The sequence below is a fragment of the Bdellovibrio sp. MYbb2 genome (genome assembly GCF_056175685.1).
In genome coordinates this window covers 78,785-91,772 of the sequence record NZ_JBJKJI010000003.1, presented here as the reverse complement: position 1 = coordinate 91,772, position 12,988 = coordinate 78,785, and the positions used below count along the sequence as shown (strand labels likewise).

13 protein-coding genes are annotated in these 12,988 nt (G+C 50.5%); 5 read left to right on the top strand and 8 right to left on the bottom strand.

The window, feature by feature from the left end; all coding sequences use genetic code 11:
* Positions 1–2 precede the first annotated feature (2 nt).
* Positions 3–800 (bottom strand): enoyl-CoA hydratase/isomerase family protein, encoded by a 798-nt coding sequence (locus tag AC04MQ_RS14340; protein WP_015090960.1) that lies wholly within the window; start codon positions 798–800, stop codon positions 3–5.
* A gap of 13 nt (positions 801–813) precedes the next feature.
* Positions 814–1,674 (bottom strand): 3-hydroxybutyryl-CoA dehydrogenase, encoded by an 861-nt coding sequence (locus AC04MQ_RS14335; RefSeq protein WP_041577516.1) that lies wholly within the window; start codon positions 1,672–1,674, stop codon positions 814–816.
* Positions 1,675–1,790: 116 nt separating this feature from the next.
* Here AC04MQ_RS14335 and AC04MQ_RS14330 point away from each other — a divergent pair, with 116 nt between their 5' ends.
* On the top strand, positions 1,791–3,167 hold the full coding sequence (locus AC04MQ_RS14330; protein ID WP_235046327.1) for an SH3 domain-containing protein: 1,377 nt from the start codon (positions 1,791–1,793) through the stop codon (positions 3,165–3,167).
* A 9-nt stretch (positions 3,168–3,176) separates the two neighbouring features.
* Here AC04MQ_RS14330 and AC04MQ_RS14325 read toward each other — a convergent pair whose 3' ends face one another.
* The 6 genes from AC04MQ_RS14325 to AC04MQ_RS14300 all read right to left on the bottom strand — a co-directional run bounded on the left by AC04MQ_RS14325 (position 3,177) and on the right by AC04MQ_RS14300 (position 9,363).
* Complete coding sequence (locus AC04MQ_RS14325; protein WP_475392409.1) at positions 3,177–3,560, bottom strand: hypothetical protein; 384 nt, start codon at positions 3,558–3,560, stop codon at positions 3,177–3,179.
* Positions 3,557–3,850 (bottom strand): Mpo1-like protein, encoded by a 294-nt coding sequence (locus AC04MQ_RS14320; RefSeq protein WP_015090956.1) that lies wholly within the window; start codon positions 3,848–3,850, stop codon positions 3,557–3,559. Before AC04MQ_RS14320 ends, AC04MQ_RS14325 begins: the two co-directional genes overlap by 4 nt.
* 32 nt (positions 3,851–3,882) lie before the next feature.
* Positions 3,883–4,620 (bottom strand): lysophospholipid acyltransferase family protein, encoded by a 738-nt coding sequence (locus AC04MQ_RS14315; protein ID WP_015090955.1) that lies wholly within the window; start codon positions 4,618–4,620, stop codon positions 3,883–3,885.
* Positions 4,621–4,622: 2 nt separating this feature from the next.
* The gene (locus AC04MQ_RS14310) at positions 4,623–5,720 is read right to left on the bottom strand and encodes a TIGR04552 family protein (protein ID WP_015090954.1); all 1,098 of its coding nucleotides are present in this window, start codon (positions 5,718–5,720) and stop codon (positions 4,623–4,625) included.
* A 45-nt stretch (positions 5,721–5,765) separates the two neighbouring features.
* The gene (locus AC04MQ_RS14305; RefSeq protein WP_148278785.1) at positions 5,766–6,440 is read right to left on the bottom strand and encodes a hypothetical protein; all 675 of its coding nucleotides are present in this window, start codon (positions 6,438–6,440) and stop codon (positions 5,766–5,768) included.
* A 232-nt stretch (positions 6,441–6,672) separates the two neighbouring features.
* A complete protein-coding gene (locus AC04MQ_RS14300) occupies positions 6,673–9,363 on the bottom strand; it encodes a zinc-dependent metalloprotease (RefSeq protein WP_015090952.1) in 2,691 nt (896 codons plus the stop codon).
* A gap of 124 nt (positions 9,364–9,487) precedes the next feature.
* Between AC04MQ_RS14300 and AC04MQ_RS14295 the strand changes: the two genes are divergently transcribed.
* The 4 genes from AC04MQ_RS14295 to AC04MQ_RS14280 all read left to right on the top strand — a co-directional run bounded on the left by AC04MQ_RS14295 (position 9,488) and on the right by AC04MQ_RS14280 (position 12,903).
* Positions 9,488–10,846, top strand: coding sequence for a peptide MFS transporter (locus tag AC04MQ_RS14295; RefSeq protein ID WP_015090951.1), 1,359 nt, complete (start codon positions 9,488–9,490; stop codon positions 10,844–10,846).
* 72 nt (positions 10,847–10,918) lie between these two features.
* Positions 10,919–11,122, top strand: coding sequence for a CPXCG motif-containing cysteine-rich protein (locus tag AC04MQ_RS14290; RefSeq protein WP_015090950.1), 204 nt, complete (start codon positions 10,919–10,921; stop codon positions 11,120–11,122).
* Between the two features lie 36 nt (positions 11,123–11,158).
* Positions 11,159–11,710, top strand: a complete 552-nt coding sequence (locus AC04MQ_RS14285) for a GNAT family N-acetyltransferase (protein WP_015090949.1) — start codon at positions 11,159–11,161, stop codon at positions 11,708–11,710.
* An 8-nt stretch (positions 11,711–11,718) separates the two neighbouring features.
* On the top strand, positions 11,719–12,903 hold the full coding sequence (locus AC04MQ_RS14280) for an NAD(P)/FAD-dependent oxidoreductase (RefSeq protein WP_475392408.1): 1,185 nt from the start codon (positions 11,719–11,721) through the stop codon (positions 12,901–12,903).
* Positions 12,904–12,988 lie beyond the last annotated feature (85 nt).

The following is a 12,988-nucleotide window of genomic DNA, read 5'->3' as shown; positions in this document are numbered from 1 at the left end:
TCTTATCGACCTTTAAATTCAGCTTTGCGTTTCTCGATGAAGGCACCAGTGCCTTCTTTAACGTCTTCAGAAGAGAACAACTCTGCAAAGATTCTTGCTTCGTTTTTCTGAGCTTCTTCAACATCCATGTCCCAGGCCTGATTGATGGAGAACTTCGCAGAACCCACGGCAATCGGAGCTTTGGCCAAAATAGCGTCTACAGTTTTCATCACAGTGTTCATCAGTTCTGCCTGAGGCACGACTTTGTTCACCAGACCTGCTGCATGAGCTTCCGCGGCAGTCAGCATGCCACCAGTGTAAGTCAGCTCACGCGCACGACGGGAACCCACTGCACGCGCCATGCGAACCGTCCCACCGAAGCCCGGGATCAATCCCAAAGAAACTTCCGGCAGACCGAATTTTGCATTTTCCGCGGCATAGATGAAATCACAACCCAAAGCCAGTTCACAGCCGCCCCCCAGAGCAAAACCGTTCACCGCAGCGATCACTGGTATTTTCAAAAGTGTCAGCTCATGGAAGATGCTCTGACCACGCTGAGCAAAGACCAGCGCCTTTTCTTCATCCAGGTCATGGATTTCTTTGATGTCAGCACCCGCCACGAAAGCTTTTTCACCAGAACCTGTGATGATCAAAGCGCGCGCATCGGAATAGTCCATTTCACCGATCTGACGAAGGGCTTCGCCCATTTCGTTCAGAACGGTGGAATTCAGAGCGTTCAAAGATTCCGGACGATGGATCGTCAGAACCCAGACCCCGTGTGTTTTTTGTTCAAGAAGAATTGTTTTATAATTGCTTGCCATTATCAGACCTCAATTACTTCGCGCTGTAGTCGTAGAAACCACGACCTGTTTTACGACCCAACCAGCCTGCTTCAACGTATTTCACCAGCAGCGGACACGGACGATACTTGGAATCACCCAGACCATCATGCAGTACGTTCATGATCGCTAGGCAGGTGTCCAAACCAATGAAATCCGCCAGAGTCAAAGGACCCATTGGCTGGTTTGTTCCCAATTTCATCGCGTTGTCGATAGCATCCACGGAAGCAATGCCTTCGTGAAGAGTGTAAACCGCTTCGTTGATCATCGGCATAAGAACACGGTTCACGATGAAGCCTGGCATGTCTTTCACGGACTCAACGAACACTTTGTCCATTTTTTCTGCCAAAGCCTTAACAGTCGCGAAAGTTTCATCCGAAGTCTGAAGACCACGGATACCTTCCACCAATTTCATCAACGGAACAGGATTCATGAAATGCATACCAGCGACTTTTGTTGGACGCTTGGTCACACCCGCAATTTTAGTGATGGAGATGGAAGATGTATTGGACACCAACAATGCTTCCGGTTTTACGGTCGCGTCCAGATCCTTGAAGATCTTGAGTTTCAGGTCGATGTTTTCAGTCGCGGCTTCAATCACGATATCGCAATCTTTCAAGCCTGCAGTTTCCTGAACGGTCTTGATACGACCAAGCAAAGTGGCCTTGTCGGCCTCTGCCATAGTGCCTTTTTTGATAAGACGATCGCAGCTTCCAGAGATGGTTGCGATCCCTTTTTCAAGAGCAGCCCCGTTTACGTCCATCATGATGACGTTAAAACCAAAGTTTGCCGCCACTTGTGCGATACCATTGCCCATCTGTCCTGCGCCTACGACGCCGATCGTTTTGATATTCATTTATCACTCCGCGTTAATTTGTATTTAAAACAGCCTGAATTAGATACTTTACTTTAGGCCAGAGGTCAAAACTTCTGGCCTTGAGAGCACCGAGCCTAAAGCCTCAAAATAAGCATATGCGGTCAGCCTTTTTTCTCTCGTTGTCGTTCATTTTCAGCTCTCCCAGCACTTTTGCGGCTTTAGCCACGGATGCCTCTAAGGCCATGTCGTTCTATCGCAGTAAAACCAGCGCTTTTCCCTCTGGCCAGGTGAGTCGAACATCCCTTGAAAACTCTCTTCGTCGCACCGAAATGGAAGCTTCCTTCACCGTCTCTTGGGACCGTAAGAGCTATTCTCTTTCGGGGGATCGTCTGATTCGCGACATCCAGGTGGCCCGTTTCGTGGAAACCCGCACCCCGGTGACGTTGCTCAGCCTGAATCGCAGTGATTCTTCTTTGGTGAAATCCGTTCCTGGCGGTCATCAACTGGAACTTTTGGAATGCGATGATTACTGGGCCCGCGTGAAAGAGAAAAATTCAAACACGCAAGGCTGGCTGCCTTTGCATCTGCTGACCACCCGTCACGATGATCCCGGCGTGTACATGAATCTGATCGACACTTATGTGCGCACCGAACCTTCCAGTTTCGGAAAAGTTCTGACCACGTTGCCACGCCTGAAACGCGTGATCCCGCTGGAAGTGACCGCGAGCTTTTTAAAAATTCAATACAACGGCAAAGTGGGCTTCGTGGATATCACGCACTTTGTGAACCGCGCTGACTTTGCCACTTTGGCTTATCACCCAAAGAAAAACTGGCTGACCGTGGCGTTTAGAAACAACAACAAGATCCTGACTAAAAAAGGCGAAAACGTCGACATGTCCGAGGTGCTGGGTTACGTGACCAGCCCGTTGCGTGCGATTGTGATCCGACCTGATTCCACAAGCTACGGCCCGCCTTTGCGCGCCCGTGTGGAGATTCAAAAACCTGAAGCCGTTATCTGGGGTGTCAGCCGCGTGGACGGTCATGGTGAAGTCTGGTGGAAGAAAACAGATTTGCTGCTGCCGCAAAACCCCGTTGTGGAGCCATCAAAACAAATTCTGACCGACACGCTTCTTAAGCGCGAAATCTATTCCATCGCTTTTGAAAGCAAAACCTCGGTCCGCGGCCTGGTGTCTTCAGAAGGAATCTATCGCACGGATGATGGCCTGACTTGGACCGCCATTCCCCAGTTTGGAAAACAGAATTATCCTGTGAGCATTCATCCAAGTGGTGTGTGGTTTGTGGGATCTTTCAAGTCCACAAACCAGGGAAAAAGTTTTGAGCCCTTTATCCGCTGGGACAAACTGGCCCAAGCCATTGAATCCGCCTATCACCGCAATCCAAAAATCCTGCGTCTGACGCAGATTGAAGCTCTGCCTAATTCCCAGATTCAGATTTCCGTCGACACCGGAAGCTCGCGCGTGAAACTGCGAAGCTCACTGGAAGGCACGACCTGGAATGTGGTCCGCAACTAAGACAAGCCCCTAGCGATAATCCCACAAAAGGGATTCAGGGGCCTCTTTCACTTCGCCGGTTTTATCCAGCAAAAAGCCTTCGGCAAAGACTTTTCCGACCCCGCCCATAGAAATGAAATTTGGAAACTTCCACGTTGAATAATACGCCTGAATCACCAGAAGGGATTCTTCCTGCGGCAGACGATCATGAAAGACGGTCATCAGTACTTCACGTCCGTTGATTTCCATGATTTCACTGTGATCCAATGGGAAGCTTTTTAGGAGAATCGGATCAGACGATTTCAAGGCCTCCAGCTTTTCCAAAAGGATGCGGCAGACTTCCTGCACTTGAGGGTCTTTGCTTTTGTTATCACGACAAGAGGCTGATCCCAGCGCCAGACGAAACTTGCTCATGACCAAAGCTTTCCTGAACACATCTGATAGAACATTTTAAAATCCCCACACAGGGACCACAAAGGGTGTTTAAACGTCGCCGGACGGTTTTTCTCGACGATAAAGTGACCAACCCAGGCAAAGCCATAGCCAATCACCGGAAGCCACCACAGCAGGTTCCATTGCTTAGTCAGAACAGCTGCCAGAATCAGAAGATGTACCAGCAGCGTCCCGACAAAATGCAGACGACGATTGAAGGGGTTGGAATGCTCTTGCAGATAAAAAGGCCAGAACTCCTGAAAGCTTTTCACCAAACCCCCGTTTGGAAATTGGAAATTGGACGTTAGAAGTTATCCACTGCGAAGTACGGCTCCATCATCTTGCGAACCTTTTCCTGCAGAATAGGACGATCTTCAATAGTGTATCCTTCGGTGCTGACCGGAGGAAGGACCTCGAGCGTTATTGTGCGACTCCACACGCCCCAGTTAGGCACAAGCTGCCCCTTGGACATGATCGCTGCCGCCCCCTTCACGATCACCGGCACGATGGGTGCCTTGGCGCTGATAGCGAAGATGAACGGACCGGATTTGAATGATCCCAAAGTTTCAGTTTTCTGACGGGTGCCTTCCGGCGCCAGGGCAAAACGCTCCCCGGCCTTAATGCGGGCTTCGGCGGCCTGATAGACTTTGAAAACTTCATCACGGCGATTTCTTGCAATCGGCAAAATGCCCGCGCGTCTCATGCCGGCGCCAAACACCGGAATGCTGAAAAGTTCAATTTTAGCCCCGAAACGGAAAGATCCCAACCAGCCGTTCATGGCAAAGATGTCGAAGAAACTGGTGTGATTAAAGACGTACAGGAATCCGCCATCAGGACGGTTTTCCAGGCCTTTAACTTCCACTTTCACATTGAACATGCGGCAGCAGTTGCGGGTCCAGAACTCGACAATGTGGTCTTCCAGCTTGCGGTTGTTAAACAGAATATTGCAGATGACCATCGCCGCTGAACACAACACCGTGTGAATCGGCAGCAGAATCGCACCCAGCAAAGAACGAGGATAAGAAAGAAGTTTTAAAAACATAATTAACCTGGATCCGGGAACAGGCGTTTTCTCGCGGCTGTTCGTTGACGTTCCTTGTAAGCCTGATGTTCGCTGGGACCGGACAAAATGCGATCGTGAGCGGACTTATCCATGATCTGCACCTCGAATGGATAGAAGAAGCTAAAGGCCTCTTTGCCCCCCTGAGGTTTGATATGAACCAGCTTACGGGAAATGAATTTGATAAATTTATAGTCTTCACCCGAGAAGAAGTTTTCCTTGCGCAGGAACTTTACGTTCTCGCCTTCTTCGGCCAGTTTCTGGTCAAAGGCTTCCTGAATGCTTTTTTCATCCAGGGTGTCCAGACGGTGGGACAGATCATCACACACGCTCATGAACAGATTCACCGGGTAAAGATTGTTCGAACTTTGATCCGGCATGATGTGCGGAAAGCTGATGATGTCTTCTTTGATCAGGAAGCGCACGACCTGGAAGGAATCAAACAGATTGCGGGTCACAAAGCGAACCCCCAGCTTGTCAAAGATCTTCATTGCCAGCGCATCGGGCTTGGCCAAAAGTTTGATCACGGTGCTGGATGAAGTTTTGAAGGGTTTTACTTCAAAGCCCATCAGCTCCACCTGATCCAACTGGTCGGTGGGGCTTTTCATAAAGGTGCGATGGGTGTTTCCGTCATGCAGGATGCAGTTCTGGAAAGGCGTCAGGATCTGGGACTGGATTTCTTCAGAAAATGAACTGAACAGGTCATTTTCCGCATGCACAAAGACGTGCATGCAGCGGATGATCGCACAGGCCCAGCGCTGCAGCTGTTGTTCTTCCGGATTTTGGGAACTTGCAAAAATCAGAAGCTGGCGGATGTCGCCCAGTTTTTTGCGGTCACGGAATACTTCAGGAAGATCGGTGTCCTGAAAACCCAGCTTTTCCAGCATCAACACCAAAGCACGACGATGGAAGTACCACAACCTTTCCAGGTCGTCTTCGCGGGTGATATCAAAGCCATAGCTTAATAAGAAGGAACTGGCAGCCTCGAGGGAATGAATATTCAGCCTTGGAATATCGATGGCTGAATGTCCTCCGACAACGGAGTCTAAAATAGATGATTCGAAAATGAAACGTTGAGGCATTCCCCTATCTTCAAACTCGATAGGGGGTGAAGCAAGACGCGGCGCTTATTTGATCAAGGAGCAGGCATACATGCGGAAGTTACCCAGAGTACCGCTGGCTGGCTGATAACCGGAAACCGCTGTATAGTTCTGGTAGTAAACAGTGCCTTCGGCGATGCTGTTATCGTAAGCACCTTGGAAGATGATTTCACCATAACCGTCTCTGAATTTAACCTGGAATTGACGCGTATTGCGATCAATCATGCCCTCAGAAGCCTGAGAGAAAGACACAGAGTAAGGCTGGATCACTTGCCCCTGATAAACCTGATTCGCATAAGAATCGAAGATCTTGATCAACATGTTGGATTCAGCCGGAATCAGGCTGCCCGCGCTGTCGAATTTGAAGGTTGCAAAAAGATCCACACCGGTTCTGTCATTGATGTTGCCGCTCACCGTGCCCAATGATTGTGGGTCCAAAGTAGCAGAAACAAAGTTCTTCACCTGAGTTTCAAATTGAGGGGAAGCATACTGATCAAAGATTTTACCGGCAGAGGAAGTACCGCAAGTACCACTTGTTGTCGTTCCACCCTGGCTGACACCGCCACCGGAAGTTGTTCCTGTGTTGGTTGTGCGGCCTGCGACGCGAACAGAGCTGCTATCCTTCTTGGCACATGCACTGAGGGAAAGAACCGCCAGCAGCAACACACCCAGCATTTTATTTTTAAAGATAGAGTTTGTCATAATCGCCTCCTGCATATCCCTAAGGCAAGAGGCGGACCAGTCGTGCCATACCTATAATCGATCTGGCACCCCTTTTTCGTTTCGCGCTGATACGAAGATGCCAAGGGCGCCATTTCAGGGACGCAGGCGCAAAAACTTTCGACAGTCACTGATTCCCGTCTCGCTTTGAGACAAATAAAAAAGGCCGGTGCAAAGCCGGCCTTTTCATCAAAACGTGCTCTATATATAGATGCTATTGAATCTTGCTCAAAGCTGTCAGAACTTCAATTTCAGCCTTCAACCAAGCCGCCGCTGCGGCATCCACCAAACCTCCGGTCAAAAGACGCAATGGCAAAGCGGTCAGGTTCGGCTCAGTCACCGGATCCAAAGATGGATCAATCTCAGATAACAAGCCCGCGATCTTTTGCAGCTGTTCAGAGCGGGCTTTCGCCACACGCAAAGTCATATCAAAGCGCAGCCCCTGAGAAGACAATAACTTCCCGAAGTAAGCCTTTTCATCCGCCTTCAACCAGGAATAGGGCAAGGTCACTTCTTTAGCAAGGCCCGGGCCCACTTTCACCACCACTGTCCCCGTCGCTGCCTGCGCCAGATCCAGATACAACGCCGTCAGGGACTCTGCTTCCGCTTCATCCAACAGGTTCTGACCCAGCAAAGAGGTCACGATGGATTTAGCGCCATTGGCATCTTCCACGGCTTCGTTCAATTTCGGCAACAAGGTCGCGCCACCAGCCAACAAAATCTTGTCATTCACCGGACGGAGGCTGTCCATGAACTTCAGGATCTTTCTTTGTTGGGCCTCGGTCAGAACATACTCACGACCACCCAAAGTTTTACCACCAGCCAGGTACGGGGCCGCTTTCAGCTCTTCAATCTGCTGATCCAGCCATTTCATGTTGATGTTGCCGTTTTTATCGCGCATCAAACCATTCAGCATCGCCGCATAGCCGCCGACTTCTTTCAAGGATGCCGCACGCTCTTTCATCAGCTGTTCATCAAGACCCAGACGTGCATACATGATCTTGCCGGTTTTCACTGCCGTCAAAGAAGCAAAGCTTGCTGCCGGCTGCCCCGCCTTTGTACTGTCAAAAAGAACCTGAGAAACAAAAGACAGATCAATATTCGCACGACCCCATTTTACAGTGTCCGCCAATACCGTTTCCAGATTACGAACCACGCCCGGCTGATCAGCCGGGTACAAACGACCAATGATGGAGGCAAACAGAACCTTCACCAGATCATCACGCTCATCCACCGCATCCAGATACTTACGCAGCAATGGGTTGTTACCAGCATCAAAACGCTCGCAACCATAGATCTGCAAACCTTGAGAATTCGCCACGGCGATATCATCATCCGTGCAATAACGGCTGATTTTTTCATCCAAAGCCGTGTTGTTGTCAGAATAAGCCCAGTCCATCGCCATCTTGTCATAAGAAAGCGCCGCATACTTGATACGGCCCGACATCAGGATGTCATCAATACCGCTGACATAGTCCATGATACTGGTGGATGTTTCCAGACCCTGGTGATTTGGATCACGCAAATAAGTCTTGGCTGATTCGTAAATTTCCTGAGTGGATACTTTCGCGGAAGAAGAACCCGCGAAGTTATGGCGCATCCCCAAAGCATGCCCCAGTTCGTGCGCCACCGTGGCACGCACACTGTCCTGAGCCAGTCTTAGACGCTGAGAATCCCCCGCTTCACGGGCAATCTTATTCAGGGCCAGCAATGACGGGGTCAAGTCACAGGCAATCGCACCTGCAGCCACCACCGGCACATCACCGTTCAGCTTCACCAGATCGGCAGAGCCCACAGAGGTGAACACGGAAGGCATAAACACCTGAGCGCGCAAAAGCTCGCCCGTCAAAGGATCTGACTGACCAATTGCATAGGCCGCACCGGAATCAAGCCAGGGAATCCAGCGCACGATGATGCTGCGATCTTCCGGCTTGGCATCCACAGGAACACCCGTCACCACCTGGATCACATCACGGCCAAAAACTTTATTCCAGTAAAGCGCGCCTTCAGTCACAGCTGTCAGATAGTCTTCTGGAACCGCTTCTGAAACACGCACCTTGATCGGGCCTTTTTCCGGGGAAATATCCCACTTGGTGATCAGGTTCGTCATTTCCTTGCTGTAGCCAAGCTTACGGTATTTGGTAACGAAGAAACCCACCCGGCGGGAGCTGTCGTATTCTTTGGCCTTGAAGTTCTTGGAAAGATCATAGGCGCGAATCTGAATGTTCATATTCAGAGTTTCTTCACGCGGTTCGTGATTCAGGGACTTGTCAGAACCGACTTTGATATTGTCGCTGCGGATCTTGGACAACTGATTCAGCTCGATGTTCTTTTCATCAAACTTGATTCCAGTCACAAAAGAATCAATCACCGGCAAAGACGCCAAGGAGCTGTCGGTCAGATCCACATTTCCGCGAGGGGCATCCACGTCATAGGAACGCTGAAGGACAAAACTCTTAAGCCCCTGTCCCCAGTCGAACGTGATGGAATTTGCGTCTTCAGAAATCACTTCGAAGCTCTGGATCAGATTCACGGTGCGGATTTCAGAATAGATGCTGTTGTAGTTTTCGCCGATCAAAGCCAGGCGGTTGCCGGATTTTTCAAAGCTCACCACCAAAGGTTTCAGGTCGTACCACTGTGGCGTCATTCCGGAAGTGATACCAGAAGCCATCAGCAGGAAGATCTTCCCCAAAGAGCTTTTTTGAATGGTGACACAGGAAGCCTGTTTGCACGCGGCATTTGCCGGGATGTCAGCCGGATTGCTGAAGGTACTCAGAGAGTTTGCAGGAGCCTGCTTGGCCTGGATGATTTGATCCAGCGGCTTTGCCTCGAACTGGGTGCACGCCGAAAGAAGCGTCGAAGAAAGCAATGCGCCCACAACCAGGATGTTCTTTTTAACCGCCATGAATGGCCCCCTCTGAAATTTCTGATGCATTTAATTTCAGTGCATTTATGCCAAAGTATTGCCAAGATCAAAAGAGTTCTGAAAAAAAGAAAATTGCAATGTTCATTACATTGACAGGAGTTTCATGGCCGCAGATTCCACCACCTTCATGGGGCATCCACGAGGACTTTTTACACTCTTCTTCACTGAGATGTGGGAAAGATTCTCATATTACGGCATGAGAGTGCTTCTGGTGCTTTACATGACTCAGTACCTGTTCCTGGAAGCTCAGCACGGCAAAGAAATTTGGGGCTTTTCGGCCCTTAAATCCTTCCTGGGATACTTCTATGGCGAAATGTCCGTGCAGGCCATGTCCTCACAAATTTACGGGCTGTACACGGGCCTTGTTTATTTTACACCCTTTTTCGGCGGAATTATCGCCGATCGCTTCATCGGCCAGCGCCGTTCGGTGTATGTCGGCGGCTTTTTGATGGCCATCGGCCACTTCCTGATGGCGGTGGAAAGCCTGTTCTTCCCGGCCTTGCTTTTCCTGATCGTGGGGAACGGCTTCTTTAAACCCAACATCTCGACCCAAGTGGGCGGCCTTTACGCTCAAGGCGACAACCGCCGCGACGGGGCTTACACGATTTTCTATATGGGTATCAATCTGGGGGCGATTATGTCGCCACTGATTTGCGGAACTCTGGGGCAAAAAGTCGGCTGGCACTGGGGCTTTGGCGCTGCGGGCGTGGGCATGCTTTTATCCCTGGCGATCTATCACTTCGGCGGCAAACACCTGCCTGAAACTGAACACAAAAAATCCATCAGGGAAGTCGAAGCTGTCGCGCACAAACCGATGACCCGCGAAGAATGGACCCGCACCATCGCCCTGACGGTCCTGTGCATGGTCACGATCTTCTTCTGGGGGGTTTACGAACAGCAGGGTAACACCATGCAATTGTGGGCGGATCAGCAGACCGACTGGAACTTCTTCGGATGGGAGATTCCTTCCACGTGGTATCAAAGCTTCAACCCTCTTATCATCATTCTGTTTGCGCCGCTATTGGACCGTTTCTGGGCATGGCAGGCTAAGTATGGCAAGGCTCCTTCCACGGTCACCAAGATGGCCCTGGGTTGTGTGCTGGGTGCGGTGGCCTTGGTGGTCATGTACTTCGCGGCAAAAATCGTGGGCGGCGGCCAAGGATCTGTGATGTGGCTGTTGGGTTCGACCTTCCTGCTGACTATGGCAGAGCTTTACATTTCACCGATCGGTCTGTCGGTGGTGACGAAAGTTTCCCCGGCCAAAATTGTATCGATGATGATGGGTGTGTGGTTCCTGGCGGCCTTCTTCGGAAACTACGTCGCAGGTTACGTGGGCATGTTCTATGAGACCATGGGGAAAGACCAGTTCTGGCTGCTCTTGGCAGTCTTAAGTCTGATCCCCGGAGTTATGTTCTTTGCCTGCCATAAATTCCTGACTCAAGCCCTGGGAAAAGAGACTTAAGCGCTGTTTCTTAGCAGGCCTTCTTTGCTTGTTCATTCAGATTTCAGACAATGAAAGCAGAAAGAAGGCCCTATGGACTATAAAGTCATCTGCCCGCATTGCCGGGAAAAATTTGCGATGACCCTTTACCATGAGGACGGCGACGATCAGGAGTTTATCTATGACTGCGAAGTGTGCTGCCACCCTATCGCCATTCAGGCGCACTGGGATCAGGAACACCGTCGCTTTTCCCTGAACGTCGGCCGCGGCGATGGCTATGACGAAATGCCCATATAACTTGACCCCGTTTTCGGGATATGAGTTTATGAGGGCATGAAACTGCGCCCGCTGGAACTGACCGACCTGCCTCTGGTGAAAGCTTTTACCGATTCGACGATCGGCATGGGCTACTTTTCCGAAAGCGAACTGCAAGACTGCTTCAATAAATCCCAATCCCAAGGCGTGATGTGTTCCTTTGTTTTGATCGATGATCAGAACCATATCAAAGGCTTCCGTCTGGCTTATCCTCCCGGCGCGTGGAGCAAAGGCAAAGGCTCAAAACTGCATCCGGAGCTTTGGAATGTGCCCTTGGAAAGTGCCGCCTATTTTCAAAGTCTTTTCATTGCGCCGGAAGTTCAGGGTGGCGGCTGGGGGCCGAAACTTTCTGATGCGGCCTTGGAATGCTTCCGCAAACTGGGCGCGAAAGCCGTGATCACCCACGCCTGGAAAGAATCCCCGAACAATTCTTCCATCCGCTATCTGACGAAATACGGTTTTACAAGTGTGGCGACGCACCCGAATTACTGGATTGATGTCGATTACACCTGCATCCGCGATGGAAAACCCTGCCGTTGCACGGCCGAAGAAATGATCAAGTATCTTTAAGGACTTTTATGAGTATCTCGCTGTGGCTTGACCAATCCGCTTCGCAAAAAAGAAAACAATTTGATGTCGTCATCGTCGGCGCGGGTATTGCCGGGCTGTCGACTGCGTACTGGCTGGAAAAAGAAAATCCTGATTTAAAAATTGCGATCCTTGAAAAGCACCGCGTGGCCTTTGGCGCTTCGGGCCGCAACGCGGGCTTTGTGACCTGCGGATCGACGGAACATTTCATGAAACTGCAGGAACAATTCGGCCTGGAAAAAGCCGCCGAGATCTGGAAGTTTTCTGAAGAAAACCGCCGACTGCTTTTAGACGAAATCATCGGCAAGGATCTGGATGCTGTGGACTTCCGCCACACGGGATCCTGCACGGTGGCCCCGAGCGCTGCCCATTGGGAAAAATATCAGAAAGCCGCGCAAATCATGCGCTCTGTCGGTATAGATGTTTTGGAAGTGGGCCCGGAAGATATGGAACGCGACTATGGCGTCACGGGCTTTGACGGCGGCATCCAGTACACGGGGGATGGCTACGTCCATCCGGTAAAGCTGATTGAAAAAATGCGTGCTCGTTTGAAGGCTGAAATCTTTGAAAGCACAGAAGTGTTTTCGGTGGTTCACAAAGCTCAAGGCCATGTCCTGCAAACGGACCAAGGCCTGTTCAGCGCACCGAAAGTGCTATTGACTTTGAATGCCTATTTGCCCCTGGTGGCGCCCGAGTTCGCAAACCTTATTCGCGCTGGCCGTGGACAGATTCTGGTCACAGAACCCCTGCCAGCGTTCGTAAAAGGACCGTGCTACCTGACGAAGCATCTTTGTTATTTCCGCCAACTGCCGTCGGGACACCTGTTGATTGGTGGGTTTAGAAATCTATCGGTTGAAACCGAAAACACCTGGACTGATGCCACCACACCGCTGATTCAGCAAGCTTTGATTGATTTTGTGCGCAGTCACTTTAAACACGGCAAAGACGCGCGCATTGCCTATCAGTGGTCTGGTATTATGGGCTATTCCCCGGATGGACAAATGATGATTGGCGAAGTTCCCAACCGTCAGGGTCTGCATGTGATGGCGGGATGCTCTGGACACGGCATGGGATTAAGCTTTCACGCTGCCCGCGTGCTGGCAGAAAGTCTTTCCGGCAAACAGATTCCGGCGCATTTACAATTATCTCGATTTCAGGATCAAATCACGGGATAGTTGACGCTTTCCGCCGCCGTAGCGATGGCGGCGTGCAGAAATCATGAATAGAAATAAAAAAGCCCCCAACATTGTTGAAGGCTTT